This window comes from Paenibacillus sp. B-A-8 (assembly GCF_048572915.1).
Taxonomy (GTDB): Bacteria; Bacillota; Bacilli; order Paenibacillales; family Paenibacillaceae; genus Paenibacillus_AQ.
Window position 1 is genome coordinate 5,003,948 of sequence record NZ_CP183882.1, and the last position, 16,689, is coordinate 5,020,636.

The 16,689-nt window shown below is 44.3% G+C and carries 15 protein-coding genes; 3 read left to right on the forward strand and 12 right to left on the reverse strand.

All coding sequences use genetic code 11. The annotated features are described in order from the left end of the window. Positions 1-117: 117 nt before the first annotated feature. The 7 genes from ACN6MV_RS22670 to ACN6MV_RS22700 all read right to left on the reverse strand — a co-directional run bounded on the left by ACN6MV_RS22670 (position 118) and on the right by ACN6MV_RS22700 (position 7,515). Entirely contained in the window at positions 118-978 is an 861-nt protein-coding gene (locus ACN6MV_RS22670; RefSeq protein ID WP_042129927.1) for an undecaprenyl-diphosphate phosphatase, read from the reverse strand. A gap of 50 nt (positions 979-1,028) precedes the next feature. Beyond that, positions 1,029-1,652, reverse strand: a complete 624-nt coding sequence (locus ACN6MV_RS22675; protein ID WP_076120661.1) for a DedA family protein — start codon at positions 1,650-1,652, stop codon at positions 1,029-1,031. A gap of 17 nt (positions 1,653-1,669) precedes the next feature. Then, positions 1,670-3,619 (reverse strand): FtsX-like permease family protein, encoded by a 1,950-nt coding sequence (locus tag ACN6MV_RS22680; RefSeq protein ID WP_419884909.1) that lies wholly within the window; start codon positions 3,617-3,619, stop codon positions 1,670-1,672. Continuing rightward, the gene (locus ACN6MV_RS22685) at positions 3,594-4,364 is read right to left on the reverse strand and encodes an ABC transporter ATP-binding protein (protein WP_042129933.1); all 771 of its coding nucleotides are present in this window, start codon (positions 4,362-4,364) and stop codon (positions 3,594-3,596) included. The genes ACN6MV_RS22680 and ACN6MV_RS22685 overlap by 26 nt, the downstream gene beginning before the upstream one ends. Positions 4,365-4,449: 85 nt before the next feature. Then, positions 4,450-5,448, reverse strand: a complete 999-nt coding sequence (locus ACN6MV_RS22690; protein ID WP_341114316.1) for a sensor histidine kinase — start codon at positions 5,446-5,448, stop codon at positions 4,450-4,452. Then, positions 5,445-6,146 carry a response regulator gene (locus ACN6MV_RS22695; protein ID WP_419884910.1) on the reverse strand — a complete coding sequence of 234 codons (702 nt, stop codon included), beginning with the start codon at positions 6,144-6,146 and terminating at the stop codon, positions 5,445-5,447. The genes ACN6MV_RS22690 and ACN6MV_RS22695 overlap by 4 nt, the downstream gene beginning before the upstream one ends. Before the next feature lie 574 nt (positions 6,147-6,720). Next, positions 6,721-7,515: a TIGR00266 family protein gene (locus tag ACN6MV_RS22700; RefSeq protein WP_042129938.1), complete on the reverse strand. Its 795-nt coding sequence runs from the start codon at positions 7,513-7,515 to the stop codon at positions 6,721-6,723. Between the two features lie 532 nt (positions 7,516-8,047). Here ACN6MV_RS22700 and ACN6MV_RS22705 point away from each other — a divergent pair. Then, entirely contained in the window at positions 8,048-8,944 is an 897-nt protein-coding gene (locus ACN6MV_RS22705; protein ID WP_076120668.1) for a rhodanese-related sulfurtransferase, read from the forward strand. Between the two features lie 261 nt (positions 8,945-9,205). On the opposite strand, the gene ACN6MV_RS22710 is transcribed toward ACN6MV_RS22705, so the two are convergent. The 5 genes from ACN6MV_RS22710 to ACN6MV_RS22730 form a co-directional block, all read right to left on the reverse strand. Continuing rightward, positions 9,206-9,877 (reverse strand): YitT family protein, encoded by a 672-nt coding sequence (locus ACN6MV_RS22710; RefSeq protein ID WP_419884911.1) that lies wholly within the window; start codon positions 9,875-9,877, stop codon positions 9,206-9,208. A 315-nt stretch (positions 9,878-10,192) separates the two neighbouring features. Further along, positions 10,193-10,693: a Crp/Fnr family transcriptional regulator gene (locus ACN6MV_RS22715; protein WP_042129942.1), complete on the reverse strand. Its 501-nt coding sequence runs from the start codon at positions 10,691-10,693 to the stop codon at positions 10,193-10,195. Positions 10,694-10,957: 264 nt separating this feature from the next. Then, positions 10,958-12,886: a PTS fructose transporter subunit IIABC gene (locus tag ACN6MV_RS22720; protein WP_419884912.1), complete on the reverse strand. Its 1,929-nt coding sequence runs from the start codon at positions 12,884-12,886 to the stop codon at positions 10,958-10,960. Between the two features lie 38 nt (positions 12,887-12,924). Continuing rightward, positions 12,925-13,836, reverse strand: coding sequence for a 1-phosphofructokinase (pfkB, locus tag ACN6MV_RS22725; RefSeq protein ID WP_076120670.1), 912 nt, complete (start codon positions 13,834-13,836; stop codon positions 12,925-12,927). Positions 13,837-13,984: 148 nt separating this feature from the next. Then, positions 13,985-14,785 carry a DeoR/GlpR family DNA-binding transcription regulator gene (locus ACN6MV_RS22730; RefSeq protein ID WP_156114843.1) on the reverse strand — a complete coding sequence of 267 codons (801 nt, stop codon included), beginning with the start codon at positions 14,783-14,785 and terminating at the stop codon, positions 13,985-13,987. A 282-nt stretch (positions 14,786-15,067) separates the two neighbouring features. Here ACN6MV_RS22730 and ACN6MV_RS22735 point away from each other — a divergent pair, with 282 nt between their 5' ends. Both ACN6MV_RS22735 and ACN6MV_RS22740 read left to right on the forward strand, forming a co-directional pair. Then, on the forward strand, positions 15,068-15,343 hold the full coding sequence (locus tag ACN6MV_RS22735) for a hypothetical protein (protein WP_419884913.1): 276 nt from the start codon (positions 15,068-15,070) through the stop codon (positions 15,341-15,343). 200 nt (positions 15,344-15,543) lie between these two features. Further along, a complete protein-coding gene (locus tag ACN6MV_RS22740; protein WP_339287497.1) occupies positions 15,544-16,653 on the forward strand; it encodes an AI-2E family transporter in 1,110 nt (369 codons plus the stop codon). Positions 16,654-16,689: the final 36 nt, after the last annotated feature.

Sequence of the window (16,689 nt, forward strand, 5' to 3'; positions counted from 1 at the left end):
CTTTATCCTTATAATTAATAAACTGAGTGTCTTAATCTGATGTCATCATACGTGAAAGCCCCCGTCATCTGCAATAGATGACGGGGGCTTCTGTTATATCGATTCCTTATAACGGATTTAGAAAAACACGAAATATACTACAGCGGCAAGTATTATCCGGTATATAGCAAATGGTAAAAGCTTAATCCGGTTGATCAATTTCAGGAAGAATCGCATCGATAACAGCGCAAATACAAAAGCACTGATAAAGCCTGCAATGAAGAACGGCAGGGCATCGATGGTGAAATATTGCCAATTCTTCATCAGTGAGAGGAGACTGGCCCCTGCCATGATTGGAACAGCCATAATAAATGTGAAATCAGCAGCAGCACGATGACTCATACCAAGAAGGACACCACCGGAAATCGTCGACCCGGAACGTGAAAATCCTGGCCATAACGAGAAGCATTGGACAAGACCAACACCTAGTGCCTGCTTATATGTAATCTGATCGACACTCTCTGTTTGGATCTTCTTGGGTCCAAATAGATCCGCAATAATCATTAACACCGCACCAACTACTAGACCGATTAACACGGTAGATGTAGAGAATAAATGCTCATCAATATAATCATTAAACAGAACGCCCAGCACACCTGCCGGAACTAAACCTACAAGTACCTGTGTAAGCTTAAGATGTCCACCCTTTTCGAGCGGTGGTTGTTCCTCAGTTACAGGGTCCAACTGTTTACGACTGAAATGCTTTAAGCCCAACAGTTCAATGAACCTATTTCTAAAAATAACAACAACTGCTAAGATTGACCCCAGTTGTATAACCACTTTGAAAGTATTGGCCGTATATTGCCCAAATAACTCTGTCGATTTTAACCACATATCATCAACAATAATCATATGACCTGTGGAGGATACCGGAGCAAACTCGGTCAATCCTTCAACAATCCCCAAAATAATAGCTTTAATAATCGATAATAGCTCCATTTGTTCTCCTCCTTTTTAATCATAACTTTTATCTATAAGTCCTTCTTCGCTCAACCTTCGGTGTTCATTCTCCGGCTACGCTTGCGGAAGTACAAATACCCCAAAACCGCTAATCCCCCAGCAATAAGTACGTACACTACGTTGGAGTACATATCCATATACATGGCAATGTCTTCCCAGTTTTCACCCAATGCTGCGCCAATAAGCACTAGCAGTAGATTCCAGCCCAGTGTACCAATCGTTGTGAAGATCATAAATACGCCAAATTTCATACCGGACATCCCTGCCGGAATCGAAATCAAACTACGTACTAGTGGAACCATCCGACAAAATAATACGGTCCAATAGCCATATTTATCAAACCAAGCGTCAGCCTTGTGAATGTCTTTTTTGCTGATTCGGAGTAGACCGCCCCAGCGTTCAACGATCTTTTCCAAGCGATTTACATCTAGCAAACGACCGATATAATATAGAATCACTGCACCCAGCAAAGAACCAAGCGTAGCTGCAATAATTACACCAGGGATGGTTAAATTCGTTGTGGTTGTCATGAATCCGCCAAAAGGAAGGATCACTTCGGAAGGAATCGGCGGAAAAATATTTTCAAAAGCGAGCATCAGGAAAATACCGAAATAACCAAACTGCTCCATAAACTCTGTAATCCATGCTTGCATTTCGTAACCCCCATTATTCAAATCAAGTTCTTCTTCAAGTTGCGTAAATAACGGCTGCGAATAAAAAAGAAGTAAAGTCCCTGGACAGCCAAATAGCCCATCAATACAGCCCCTGTCTCCACAGCAATTGATAAGTAGAACAACCGCTGAAGCGCAATAAAGGCAAACACACTATGCAAAATAGCAACCCCAACTGGCACAAAAAACAACAACGACAATTGAATCGTTACAATTCGGTTTAGCTCTTGATCTGTAAGTCCCATTTTGGACAATGTAGAATATTGATGACGATCATGATCTAGATCTGTGTATAGCCGGAAGTAAAGGAAGCTGCCTGCTGCAATGAAAAAGACAGTACCCACCAGTAAAGAAGCAAATAGCATCGTGTTATACAGTGTTCTCTGTATTTCAAACAGCGTGCCGCTAACCACAATCGCGTATGGAGAGTTACTTTCATAGGATCGTTTGCCTTTATGGGCAAGATCCGCCGCTATACCAACCGTTCGCGGGAAGTCATCCATATAAAATCCTGTATACAAATCAGTCTGTACGGGATCAATAGCCTTGTATAGCTCATCGCTGATCACAACTCCGCTGAAGTCTCCTCCATCCCTTCCATCAAGCTCCGGCAACAGATATTCGGCTATCGGAACATGCTGGGTATACCCCGTTTCACGAATGGAAAGACCTTGCTTCAGGGTGTAGACCTGCTTCGCTCTACCCGCTGTCAGACTCCGATCTCGTTGCGAACCGATCATCACCAGTCCTTCATCTCCACTAAGAGGGCGCTCATCCGTCGTAAACCCTGCACGAAGCAAAGCAAGCTTATAATCACTGTAAGCAATCAAGGGAAGCCTTAACGTGCGATCTGGCCCAGTCTGAGATTCCACCTCTGCGTATTTGATAGGAATATTAAGTGTCTCATAAGGTAAGGCGAGCGTTGTAAGCTCATCTTTAATTTCTTCCAAATGCTGCTCAAAAAGTACCGGTGTCTGATCGCCTTTGGCTACATAACCAACAGCTGCCGGATAATCCAATTTCAGCTCTCTGGAAAGCGTATGGATCGATGCGAATACCCCCACTGAAGTAAAAGATACTGCGGACACAATCGTCACCATAAAAAACATTCGGGCATTCTCTTTCCAGCGGTAGGACAAACCCGATAATGTAATCATATTGGTATGGTTCCAATACAAGCGCCGAATCGTCTTAAGCAATTTAACAACATAAATACTAAGCTGCGTATAAAAGAGATAAGTTCCTGCCACCGTAATCACAACAACGGGAAACATCACCTTTTCAACCGAAGCCGCTTTTGCAGTAGCAGCCAAATAATAACCCAGTAGCAGTAATACAGCAGAGATCATAGATAACACGAGGGATACCTTTGGTTCCTCATCAGCTTTTCGCTCTCCCTGAAACAGCCGCATTAGCGATTCATTCCCTATAAAGGCGAAGGTGCTCAGCGAGATTAACATAAATAACAGTGCAAAGCTGCATATCGTAAGTACTAGTGCCTGCCAAGGAAGATGAAACGTTAAAAGAGGTATCCCTAGAAAAGTAGATCCGATCATCAAAAACAACTTACCCAGAATCAACCCTAGTAAAGTACCTGTTAGGATGGCTGAGGTGCCGATCATCATATTTTCCAAAAATACCATCGTGTTGAGCTGTTTCTTCGTCATTCCATGCATCAATAAAATCCCAAATTCCATCTTCCGTGACTGCAGAAACGATCCGACCGATACGAGAACAAACAAGGAGCAAAACACATATATAATGGCTTCCGCCGCCATCATTGTATGAGCCGCCGTACTATAAACCAAACTCTTAGAAATATCCGGATGATAGATAAACAAAGCGCACACAAAAAAGATCATCACTGAAAAAGCGCTGACGACAAAATAAGCCGCATATTTACGCTTGTTACGTGTAACATTTCTATAAGCGAATTGCCGAAAGGTCATGGCTAGTTCCCCCAAGCAGAGACAACATATCAATAATACTTTGGAAAAAAGCGCCTCTACTGCTTCCCCTGTACATTTCACTATAGAAACGTCCGTCTTTAATAAAGATGACTCGGTTACAAAAGCTCGCGGCCACTGCGTCATGTGTGACCATCAGCACGGTTGCCCCTTCTTCCTTATTCACCTCTGTCAGCATATTCATGACTTCGCCTGAAGCTTTGGAATCCAAATTCCCTGTAGGCTCATCTGCTAAAATCAGTGCAGGACGATGAATCATCGCCCGGGCGATGGCGGTCCGCTGCATTTGTCCACCTGAAATCTCGTAGGTTCTTTTTTGCAGCAAATGCTCAATGTCCAGCATGCTTGCTACTTCTTTCAACCTGCTCTCCATTTCCGTTACACGGACACCAGCAAGCGTGAGAGGCAGCACAATATTCTCCTCTACAGTGAGCGTATCCAGCAGATTGAAATGCTGAAAGACGAAACCAAGCTCATGGCGGCGAAAGAGTGCCTTTTCTTGTCTGCTAAGCAGATTGGGATCTCGGCCGTTGATCAGAATCTGACCGGAGGTCGGCTGGTCGATGGTGGCGATCGTGTTGAGCAGTGTTGTTTTCCCACTCCCCGAAGGTCCCATTACGCCAACGAACTCCCCTTTTTCAACAGAAAAGCGGATATGATTCAATGCCTGAGTGGACACTTTACCCTCATATATTTTTGATAAATTATGAACATCTAGAATGGGCAAGTGTTACCTCTCCTTCTTTCGACTGGATTGCCTTCATTATACAAAGTGTATACACAGGCTGCCATTTATCAAACTTACAATTACCTTACATATTTGTAAGGTAGGACTCCCTAAACACTATCCGCACGGTCGTACCCTTACCTTCTTCTGAGCAAATGCTCACCTCGTGACCAAGCTTTCCGCAGATCTGTTTCACAAGATATAGACCCATCCCCGTGGATTCTTGAAAGGTTCGTCCATTTACACCTGTAAAATAAGGATCAAACACACGCGGCAGATCACCTGCCGGTATGCCAACTCCTTCATCTCGTATCTCCAGAACTGCTCTCTTTTCCTCTTGTATGTACCCATAGAAATAAACATGTTTGCCGACTTCCGTCGTATAACGTATCGCATTTGTAATGATCTGTGTCAGCACAAAACTTAACCATTTCTCATCTGAGGTTACGGTGATTCGCTCATCTATTTTAATAGTAGGAAATATACGGTTACGTATAAACAGACGTTTCTGCTCTGAGGTTACACCACGTACTAAGGTTTCCAAATCCAAACGTTCCACATAAAAGTCATGCTCAAAAGTATCTAGCCGAGCCGTATAAAGTACGGTATCCAGTCCTTTTTTCAGACGATCCAGTTCATCACCTATCGCTGTAAAAGGCGGTCCGTCCTTATCTTGGATCATCAAATGGATGACAGACAAGGGTGTCTTCATCCCATGCACCCACTGATTAATAAAATGAATATGTTCTTCCAGCTTGTGGCGGTAGCTGTGTAAATCATTTTTGTAGAGGCGGAATTGTGACCCTAGTAGTCCTCGTAAACTCACGGCAAGCGGAGAATCCTGAGTAGGGCCGCCGGCTTCATCTAGAGAGGAGGGAACTGTCTCCAGCCGTTCATAGAATGTACGATTGCTGATATACCGATAAGCGAGGTAGCCAAGCAGCAGACAAGTGCTGAGAAGAGCTGCGTACAGACTTACGCTCACACCACTGCCTCCATCCAGCCGATAGACTAGTGTGATCAAGATGAGCTGCGCTAGGTAGACTATAATTAATGGGATCTGCTCCCGCAAAAATAGCTTCATTCCTCATCCCCCCAGTTCGAAATCAAGCGGTAGCCTTGGCCTCGAACGGTTTGTAGGCCGTCCGTAATCTCTAGAACGGCAAGCTTTTTACGTACACGAGTGACATAGACATTAAGTGTATTCTCATCTACGAAAGCTTGATCATCCCAGATTTTCTCGAGCAGTCTGTCGCGGGTAACGATGGTTCCCGACTTTTGCATTAGCTCATCTAGTATTTTGGCTTCGGTGTGGCTTAAGTCCACCTTGACTTCTCCTCGAGTAAGAATTAGTCGCTCCACATCCAGCGTCATTCCGGCAACGGTTAGGGCACGATCATTGTTGCTTCCCGCGTAAGTGCCGTAGGCGCGTCGTAGCTGGCTTTTGATTTTGGCCATCGCAATTTCATAATCAAAAGGCTTTGTGATATAATCGTCCGCTCCGTTCTCCAGCGCCATCACCTGATCCATTTTGCCGTCACGGGCAGATATAAAAAGGATAGGACAAGTGGAAATCCCGCGAATCTGACGGCACCAGTAATACCCATCGTATTTTGGCAAATTAACATCTAATAGAACCAGGTGCGGAGCGAACGCTTCAAACTGAGTGCGAACCCGTTCGAAATCATTCACCGCCTGTGTCTCATATCCAAATTTATGTAAATAATCCTGTAGCAGAGCCACCAGTCCACGGTCATCTTCTATAATAAATATTTTGAACATATCATGCCTCCGGTCACAGCCTTAACAATATAGGGGTTTGCCAAATAATATATACATCGTGGAGAGGGTTAGTCAAATCGTTAGGGGATTGTGCGACAAATCGTCATGCGTAAAGCGAGGCAGACTTCATGCGTAACGGGAGGCAGATCGTCATGCGTAACGCAAGGCTAGTATTTAATGGTTATGACTTAAACTATCCCAAGTCCAATCTCTAAAAAAAGACCCGTGAATGAACATAATCATTCACGGGTCTCACTATATAGTTAGTTGCAGATACAGTAGCAGTGGGCATCGCAAAGTCGATAATAAAAACATCAAACGGCGATATCACATCGAACATAAGTAACCAATGGTTTATTGAAGGAAACTGAACCGGAACGTTAAGGGTGTTAGGTTAGCTCGATTTGGTGGCTGGATTTGCTCATATCCTGCAAATCTAGGGGATTTATACACCTCTTTCTCCCCATTCGGGCCAATTCGCACTAATCTTGGGGATTTATGCACCTCTTTCGCCCCATTTGGGCCAAGTCGCACTATTCTGGGGCATCACTCTACCCATCAACCTCGGCCAATCCTATCTGCCATCCAGCAGATTACCAAGTCCCCCAAGCACGCTGCCTTCTTCTTTGCGTCCGTTGTTACCGGCTGCGGACAGAATGCGGTCAGCCATACGGCTGAATGGTAACGACTGCACCCACACCTTACCGGGACCGCGCAGCGTAGCAAAGAACAGGCCCTCGCCGCCGAATAGCGCGGTTTTGACCCCTTTTACAAACTCAATATTATAATCCACAGAAGACGTCATAGCGACTAGACAACCCGTGTCCAGCTTAAGCGTCTCTCCCGGTTGAAGTGTGCGTTCCATAACATAACCGCCAGAGTGTACGAATGCTAGGCCGTCACCCTCCAGTTTTTGCATAATAAAGCCTTCTCCGCCAAAAAAGCCCGTACCCAGCTTACGCTGAAATTCAATACCGATCGAGACGCCCTTCGCCGCACAAAGGAATGAATCCTTTTGACAGATCACTTTTCCAGCGTATTGCTGAAGATCAAGCGGGATGATTTTGCCTGGATATGGAGCAGCAAAAGTGACACTTTTTCTTCCATAAGAACCGCTGTGTGTAAATACGGTCATGAACAAGCTTTCCCCTGTCAACAGACGTTTGCCCGCACCCATCAGCTTACCCATCAGTCCGCTACCGCGCGTACCCCCACTACCATCACCAAAAATCGTCTCCATCGTAATTTCCTGATCCATCATCATGAAGCTTCCAGCTTCGGCAACTACACTCTCTCCGGGGTCAAGTTGTACCTCCACACACTGAATTTCCTCGCCCATAATGACATAATCAATCTCGTGAGCACTCATCCCGTAGTTCCTCCTTATTATTAAAGTCACGATGTGACTCTTCGAATGAAAATTAATACGTGCGTTGTGATTCACGGTTTCGCCAATCATGACTACCCATGTTATTTACCTATTTCCAGCAAAAAAGTCAACCAAAATTCTGGCTGACCTAAATCGTAGTATCCCCGAAAAATGCAGTTTATACCAGTCGCCATCATGTATAAATTGTTTCTTTAACAGGCATATAAATGAGTGATCACGCCAAAAAAACTACATCCAACATGATGAATACAGTACCTACTTTGACTCCCACATCCACTGATCAGTAGCGACAAAATATCAGCTCATCCACTCGCGCCGCCACTTCGCAGATTAATCCCCCATATGCATGATGATTCAGACATATTCATTACGCTGTTTTTCTTATTAATATCCAAGTTTTAACCATTACCGCTTCAAGAGTATCTTTTTCAAGTCTTGATAATATGTTACAATACTTTTTATACTTAAACGTTTATTTAGTAGTCTAATTCTAATGATAAAGGTGAAAAGAATGAAACCACAATCGGAATATGCAATTCTGCTATACTATAAATTTGTAAAAGTGCCGGATGCAGAACAATTCGCTCAGGAGCATTTGGCTTACTGCAAAGAGCTTGACGTAAAAGGACGAATCCTCATCTCAGATGAGGGCATCAACGGGACACTGTCCGGAACGATTGCCCAAACCGAGCAATACATGAAGGATTTACGCGCAAATCCGCTGTTTAGCGATATCGTCTTCAAGATCGATGAGGCTGATGGTCATGCCTTCAAAAAGATCTTCGTTCGTTATAAAAAGGAACTCGTGACGTTCCGGGTCGAGGATGAACTGGACCCTAACGTGATCACTGGAGAGCATCTGGCGCCTAAAGATTTCTATGAAATGATGCAGCGCGATGATGTGGTAATTCTAGATGGTCGTACCGGCTACGAATTCGATCTTGGTCATTTCCGCGGTTCGATTCGCCCTGAAGTAGACAGCTTCAAAGAATTCCCGGACTGGATTCGCGAGAATATGAGCGAGCTAAAAGATAAACCAATCCTGACCTACTGTACAGGCGGAATCCGCTGCGAGAAATTAAGCGGGTTTATGATGAAGGAAGGCTTCCAGCAGGTGTACCAGCTGGATGGCGGCATTGTCACTTATGGTAAAGACCCTGAGGTACAGGGCCAACTGTTTGATGGAAAATGTTATGTCTTCGATGAGCGGATCTCCGTACAGATTAATCATACCGACGAGGATATCGTTGTTGGTCGTTGCCATCACTGCGGTCAGCCAGCTGACCAATTCATCAACTGTGCCAACGATGCTTGCCATCTACAGCATATTTGCTGTGAGGACTGTGAAACACAGCATAGTGGTCATTGCTCGGACGAATGCGAAGCTATCACGAATGCCGTGGGCTAAATAAAAGGGGCAAGCTGGTCGCAAATGTCTCTACACGATTCAAAGACGAGCACAAAAGAGTCTTAAATTAACTAAAAGGTGGCGTACAGGATTTTCACTGTACGCCACCTTTTGTTATGAGCGAAACGTCCGAGCAAACCCTGAGAGCTGCTGCAACCCCTTTAAATTAGTCACTTATTCAATAAAAAAAAGTCAACCAGAAATTCTGGCTGACCTTAATCGTAGTATATCCCCGAAAAAAGCTGTTTATACCAACCTTCTTCACATTACAGTTCCATCATGCGGCTTGCGCAGCGTAGACTGAATCTTTGGCGCCTTCACTAACTTTGGTTTGCCTAAAGAGGTTGTAAAAGTGATCACATAGCCAGCTACGACTACCGCCATCACGGTATACATTGTTTCCTTAACAGGCATATAAAAGAGTGATAATGCCAGAACGATGACATCCAACATGATGAATACTGTACCTACTTTAATTCCCTTCCATTCACTGATCAGCAGCGACAAAATATCGTCTCCACCACTTGCGCCGCCGCTTCGAAGAATAATTCCCGCGCCTAAACCTGTCAGTACGCCAGACAAAAGGGCTGCTAATGCCAAATTGCCCTGCAAGTTAATGACCAAATCGGAATAACGTTCCATGAGTCCGTAAAAGATTGTAAAAGCTCCTACAGAAACAAAAGTGTTGCACACGAACGCTTTCCCTTTGAACATCCATGCAATCAAGAGTACTGGAACGTCTAGAAGCAGAGTTGAAATTGAAGGTGATATTCCTAATACGTATTTGCCGAGCAGCGATAACCCAACGAATCCGCCCTCAGACAAATGGTTCTGAAAATTGATGTGATAATAAGCAAATGCAAGCAAAAATGTTCCAAACAAAATGACTGTCAACCGGAGCAGTACATTCACTCCGTGATTGTGGTTCCTCATACAGGTCTCCCCTTATCGTATATGGCGGCTAAACGTCCCACCAACCTCTACGACGGGTAAAACCGGAGGTGTTGCTCCTTCGCATATATATACTCCTTCCCCTCGCAGAGGCGGTTCGTCGAGTAACAACGGTTCACGCACCTTCTACAGGGAAGCTAAGTATAAGACAGATCATAACGTTTCCAAATCGTCCTTTGGGGAATCGTCCTTCGGGGACACATGGTATCCTGATCCTTTCTCTAATTTAATAAGTTCTGAATACATTATACCACGGAGATCCCCCACTCTAAACACTTTGCTATAAAAAAGCAGGAGTCACTCTACACTCCGTAGCAATCGATTGATTGTTTCACGCCTCACACCGATCAATTGTCCTATTTCTTCCTGTGTCAATAACTCTGTTAGCATTGCGCCATGTGAGTAGTCATTGAACCATCGGGTAAGCAATTCCAGGCGTTCTGCAGGGGTACCTACGGTAAGGTGATCCAGGCGTGTCTGCATAAATCGCACCTTCTCTTGGAGCAGCCTGGCGATTTCCATCGCTTGACCCGGATCTTCACTTAACTGTTGATACCATGCCGCTGAAGGGACTGCCTCCACCTCGCTCTTCATCATCGCAACTGCTGTTCCATGCGCCTCCTTTGGCGAAATGAGTGAATGATGGGGAACCATCTCTCCGGGATACAAGATGTTAAACAGCACCATGTTCCCATTTTCATGAAGTCTTGTTACCTTGAACAGCCCACTTTTCACCTTGTATAAGAATTCGCAGCTGTCCCCTTGACGGAACAAGACTTCCCCCTTATGCAGTATCATCTCGCTCGCTCCTTTGCCCTCTTGTTATATATATTTTCAATTATACAAAAATAAACCCCATGTAAGGAGATTATTCTCGCAAGGGTTGAGGGAAATACGCGGTCAAGTTAAGAAACGCCTTCAGCGTCCTCTCAGGGAAGATGATCGTTTCTGCGAAAAAAGAGGGGTAGTTTTTAGAGTAAACATACAAATTCTTATATTCAAAAAAACTGCCGAGCACCAGAAGAAGCGTCCGGCACCCAGCAGTTCAAATTACTTATTTTATTATTTTGCCTCAAGAGGTTTCTTCCATAATCCTAGCATTAATCCGGAAATAACAGATCCGATCAGAACAGCCAACAGGAACAACAATGCGTGGCTCGAAAGTGCGGCTACAAAGATCCCGCCATGCGGTGCTGGGACGTTGATATTCCAAAACTGAGTGAGACCACCAGCTACGGCTGAACCTAGGATACAAGAGGTCAGAACACGCAATGGATCGGCAGCGGCGAATGGAATCGCCCCTTCTGTAATGAACGATAAGCCCAATACATAGTTTGTTAACCCTGATTTACGTTCTGATTCTGTAAATTTATTCTTGAAGAAGGTAGTAGCAAGCGCTATTGCAAGTGGAGGAACCATACCGCCTGCCATTACAGCTGCCATCATGAATCCGTTAGTATTTCCACTGGTAGTGAATACCCCGATGGCAAAAGTGTAGGCCGCTTTATTGAAAGGACCTCCCATATCAATAGCCATCATTCCACCAAGAACGAGACCCAGAATTACTGCATTAACGGTTCCAAGATCGTTAAGCCAATTAATGAGCCCTACGTTCATCCAGCTAAAGATCGGATCGAACAGGTAATACATCAATCCACCGGTAATCAATAGACCAAATACCGGATATAACAGAATTGGCTTTAATCCGTCGAGCGTTTTTGGCAGACCTGCAAACACCTTGCGCAGACCGATAACAACATAACCAGCCAAGAAACCTGCAGCCAGACCGCCGAGGAATCCAGCATTGGAATTCAAGGCCATGTAACCGCCAACCATACCCGGCATCAGGGCTGGACGATCACCAATACTAATCGCAATAAATCCTGCAAGGACAGGAATTAGGAAATGGAAGGCACCATCGCCGCCACCAATCGTCTGCAGTAACTGGAATAGTGGATGATCCTCTCCGCCGACTTGTTCAATCAGGAAGGAGATCGCCAGCAGAATACCACCACCGACTACAAACGGCAGCATGTGGGAGATACCGTTCATCAAGTCCTTATATATTTTACTGCCGATACTACCTGACTTCTCTTTTGATTCTCCCTCATTGCCACTGCGGCCTTCATTATGGTAGATCGGTGCATCGCCGTTCATTGCTTTGCGAATAAGTTCTTCCGATTTACGAATACCGTCACTAACCGGTCTCTGCAGCACAGGCTTACCATCGAAGCGAGCCATTTCCACCTGTTTATCCGCTGCGACAATTACACCACTTGCACGCCGAATTTCATCGGCTGTTAAGACGTTCTTGGCTCCCTCAGAACCATTCGTTTCTACACGGATATTAACTCCCATTTCCAGAGCCTTCTTCTTGAGCGCATCTTCAGCCATAAAGGTATGCGCAATTCCGGTAGGACAAGCTGTAACAGCTACGACGAATGCTTGGGAATCCGGGTTGCCGATAATTAGCTTTTCAGGTTCTGACTTCTTAACAGCTTCAGCAGCTTCGCTCTCTTTCTCCTTGGCTTCTCCTTCCGCCTGCTTCGCATCGAACAAGGCGGATACCTCAGCTGGCGTTCGGGTATTCATCAGCTGTTCAATGAATTCACTATCGATCAACAGTCTGGACAGCGAGGCCAATGTACGAAGATGCATGTTGCCCGCTCCTTCTGGGGCGGCAATCATAAAGAAAATCCGAGCCGGCTCATCATCAAGCGATTCGAATTCGACGCCTGTCGCACTCTTGGCAAACACAACTGTCGCTTCATTCACCGCTTTAGTCTTAGCATGTGGCATTGCGATACCGCCACCAATCCCAGTACTGGATTGCTCTTCACGCTTCAGAATCATCTCTTTAAATAGAACAGGATCATTGATACGACCACTTGCGGCAAGACTGGCAATCAATTCATCAATTGCCCCTTCTTTAGTGGTTGCTTTTAAATCCATAATCATTGTATCTTTTATCATTAAATCCGTAATTTTCATGTCTTCCAACTCCCTTGAGTACTTTGAATGCTGTTAGCTTACACTTCTGAGATGTCGATCAGCGGTCTAAGTTTCTCGATGAATTCTCTATTTGCCAGGTCATCTGAGAACGCCGTTGCACTTCCTGAGGCAACACCTGCTCGGAACGCCTCCATCAAATCTCCAGTCAAGGATAATGTACCTACGAATCCAGCGATCATGGAGTCCCCTGCGCCCACAGAATTCTTTACTGTTCCTTTTGGAGCATTGGCGTGGTATACCCCCTGATCCGTTATGAATAAGGCACCTTCACCCGCCATTGAAACCAACACATGCTTCGCGCCTGCTTCCAGCAGCTTACGTCCATAAGTAATGATTTCTTCCTTAGTCTGTATCGTAACGCCGAATAGCTCTGCAAGCTCATGATGATTGGGCTTAACGAGCAACGGCTGATGAGGGAGTGCCATTTTCAGCGCTGACCCTGTAGTATCAATTACAAATTCGGCCCCTCTCTGCTTGCATACAGATATCAACTTGTCATAGAAATCTGCGCCAAGCGATGGGGGAACACTTCCCGACAAGATCACAACATCAGCCTCGTTCAAAGCGGATAGCTTCTGCAACAGCGCATCAGCCTCCGTATCATTGATGACAGGCCCTGCACCGTTAATCTCTGTCTCTTCTCCATGCTTAAGTTTGATATTAATTCGGGTATCATCAGAAACAAATACGAAATCACTAGAAATTGATTCTTTCCGCAACCATTCCTCAATATATCGCCCGGTGAATCCACCAAGGAAGCCTATAGCCTTATTCTGAACCTCAAGCTGATTTAACACGCGGGACACGTTAATCCCTTTACCACCGGGAAGCTTCAAATCACGTTTCATCCGGTTCAAATCACCTAGTCTCAAATCTTCAACTTCCACGATGTAATCAATGGAAGGATTTAGCGTTACTGTATAGATCATTGTTATCCCTCAATTATTTTGGTTTTCTAAGCCATTAGATTACCGCTTGAACATGCGGCAAATGTAATTTCTCCAAACGATCTTACGATGATTCCTTACCACTCAAATTAAGGCAGTTTCTATCCATAAAAATATCATCTGTCTAGGGTCATACCAGAGAGACGTCAACGCCCATTTGCGTGAGCTCACGGATGAACTTGTCAGATGCACCAGAATCAATAATACAGTGGTCCATTTCCATCACATCGGCAACCTTGCAGAAGGATACCTGACCCAGTTTGCTATGATCAGCGAGCAGAATCACTTGCTTCGCAACCGAGATCATTTTGCGCTTAGTCGCAGCCTCAAGCATATTTGGAGTCGTGATGCCTTCTCGTAGGTCCAATCCGTTAGTTGCAAGAAAGGTTTTATCCACTCGCACCATTTCTAAAGAACGTTCTGTCATCGGTCCTACAAAAGCCAGTGTATCGGGCCGCAGCATACCACCTGTAATCGAAACTTCTATATTCCGGCAATCCCTCAACTCATTGAGCGCCATGATTGAATTCGTAATCACCTTGATATTAGAAAAAGTCTTTAATTCTTTGGCAATCTGCAGCGTTGTTGTTCCAGCATCCAGCAGAATAGCATCGCCTTCCTCAATCATCTCTACAGCCTTGCGTGCAATCCTCTGCTTCTCATCCAACAAGCGATCTTCTTTATCTGGATAGGACGCCTCAAAGTTGACACTCTGCAGGGAAACTGCCCCGCCATGTGTTCGTTTCAACAACTTAGCTTCTTCAAGCTCTTTCAGGTCACGGCGTACAGTGGACTCGGATACACCCAGTTCCTGACTTAGCTCTTGTACCGAAGCTCTTGAATTCTTTTCCACAAAAAGCACGATTCTTTGTTTTCTCTCTTCCTCAAACAACATCGTGGTTCGCTCCTTTAAGTTACAGCGCCATCCCATCTATAAATTGCGCTTATCTTTGAAAATTCATGATCATTAATTGATTATTTATGACTGTTATTGATCGTTTGTGCTCGTTTATGATTTTAACAGCGTTTTCATCATCTGTAAAGCGCTTTAACATTAAAAATGACACTCTAACAAAATGTAATAAATGGATTGATCTCAGCTTATCTCCAAGGTTGGATAGCCCCCTCAGAAAATTAGATACCAGTCGCCTATCTCCTTAACGGTCTTTAAATCATATTAATATTACATATAGGGAAAAGCGGGTGATCAGAAATGGCCAACGGAAGAAATAACAAAAAAACGGGCAGTAGCAGCAATGCTAAAAGCAATGGAAATAACAATGGGAATGTAAATCAGGAAGAAACTTCAGAATTAAGCGCTGAAGATTATGAAATCATCGCTGCCGCACTGGCCACTTTAGGGGAATTTTTTGCTTTTTTATCTCTCGTCAAGGCAAGACAGGTTACAAAGGAAAGCGGAGGAGAGGTTATAGTGCCAGAAATATTCACTCTATCCACGAGAAAATCCTCTAGACGGAAATCAAGATGATCTACGAAGCCCCTAAGTGATTGAAATGATGATGTTATGGTTATAAATTGTGAACCTCTTACTTGGCGTAGCCTTAGTCAAATGGTCATCCTCCACGGATATGCCAAGAACTACCTACCGGAGAGTAATCCACTCTTTTGAATCAAGACATGTGAATTAGGGTTATTAAACTACATAGATTATTATTTTGAAACTGGGGGATGTTTCTATTGCAACAACAGAAGTATTTTCGGACAAGTCTTGCTATTATCGCTTTTTTACTTATTTTGTACTTAGGCTCTAAAGTAATGTTTCTATTCGCACCACTGGCTGCCATTTTCAGATTATTACTCGTTCCCATGGTACTATCAGGTTTCATGTACTACCTGTTACGGCCGTTAGTAAGGCTTCTTGAAAAAAGAAAATTAAACCGCACACTCTCCATCCTGCTCATTTATTTCCTATTTGCGGGATTGTTCATTCTCTTCTGGGTTCTAGTCTGGCCGACGCTGCAAGAACAAATTCAGAACTTTATTGATAACACCCCTTATCTCGTTCAGGGATTACAAGATCAGTTCAATGCATTAAGGGACAATCCGTCATTGTCACGTTTTTTCCAAGGAGACTCTGACATAGCTGCCCGTATATCAGAATATCTAAGCGATGCTATTACTTGGGTGACCAATTCGATGTCCAATTTGATCGGCGTAGTTTCCAGTATTGTTATTCTAATCGCTACCTTGCCCATCATTCTGTACTACATGCTGAAAGATGACTATAAGCTATCCCCTAAATTACAGAGTCTAATCCCGAAAAAATACCGTAAGGAAGGCAAGGAGATGTTCGGGGATATCGACAGCGCACTGAGCAGCTTCATTGTCACACGTGTGGTGCTAAACGTCGTACTCGGTATTATGTTATATATCGGATTCCTTATCATCGGACTGCCTTACTCACTGCTGCTCGCAGTAATTTCTGTGCCGCTCAATTTCATTCCTTATGTGGGTTCTTTCCTTGCGGGAATACCGGTAGTTATTGTTGGATTCATTGAGTCACCTACAATGGCAATATGGTCTTTGGTCGTCATATTCATTGCTCAGCAAATCCAAGATAACGTACTCTCACCGATCATTTACGGAAAATCATTAGATGTTCATCCACTAACTACTGTCCTTCTTGTTCTTATAGGCGGTGATTTCTACGGTATTATTGGCGTGCTAATTGCACTGCCCGTCTATATGATTGCCAAAATTATTTTCCTGCGAGTGTATGAGATAATTGTTGCAGATCGAGAGGAAGAGGCTGAGCCTCTGAAGAATGAACAGCTATAACGTTTGCTAAGAAGTTATACGAACTGTCTGAAGTTA

Coding starts and splice junctions, on each gene's coding strand:
- ACN6MV_RS22670 (WP_042129927.1), bottom strand. CDS start 978: ATGGAGCTATTATCGATTATTAAAGCTATTATTTTGGGGATTGTTGAA.
- ACN6MV_RS22675 (WP_076120661.1), bottom strand. CDS start 1,652: ATGCAAGCATGGATTACAGAGTTTATGGAGCAGTTTGGTTATTTCGGT.
- ACN6MV_RS22680 (WP_419884909.1), bottom strand. CDS start 3,619: ATGACCTTTCGGCAATTCGCTTATAGAAATGTTACACGTAACAAGCGT.
- ACN6MV_RS22690 (WP_341114316.1), bottom strand. CDS start 5,448: ATGAAGCTATTTTTGCGGGAGCAGATCCCATTAATTATAGTCTACCTA.
- ACN6MV_RS22695 (WP_419884910.1), bottom strand. CDS start 6,146: ATGTTCAAAATATTTATTATAGAAGATGACCGTGGACTGGTGGCTCTG.
- ACN6MV_RS22700 (WP_042129938.1), bottom strand. CDS start 7,515: ATGAGTGCTCACGAGATTGATTATGTCATTATGGGCGAGGAAATTCAG.
- ACN6MV_RS22705 (WP_076120668.1), top strand. CDS start 8,048: ATGAAACCACAATCGGAATATGCAATTCTGCTATACTATAAATTTGTA.
- ACN6MV_RS22710 (WP_419884911.1), bottom strand. CDS start 9,877: ATGAGGAACCACAATCACGGAGTGAATGTACTGCTCCGGTTGACAGTC.
- ACN6MV_RS22715 (WP_042129942.1), bottom strand. CDS start 10,693: ATGATACTGCATAAGGGGGAAGTCTTGTTCCGTCAAGGGGACAGCTGC.
- ACN6MV_RS22720 (WP_419884912.1), bottom strand. CDS start 12,886: ATGAAAATTACGGATTTAATGATAAAAGATACAATGATTATGGATTTA.
- pfkB (WP_076120670.1), bottom strand. CDS start 13,836: ATGATCTATACAGTAACGCTAAATCCTTCCATTGATTACATCGTGGAA.
- ACN6MV_RS22730 (WP_156114843.1), bottom strand. CDS start 14,785: ATGGGATGGCGCTGTAACTTAAAGGAGCGAACCACGATGTTGTTTGAG.
- ACN6MV_RS22735 (WP_419884913.1), top strand. CDS start 15,068: ATGGCCAACGGAAGAAATAACAAAAAAACGGGCAGTAGCAGCAATGCT.
- ACN6MV_RS22740 (WP_339287497.1), top strand. CDS start 15,544: ATGTTTCTATTGCAACAACAGAAGTATTTTCGGACAAGTCTTGCTATT.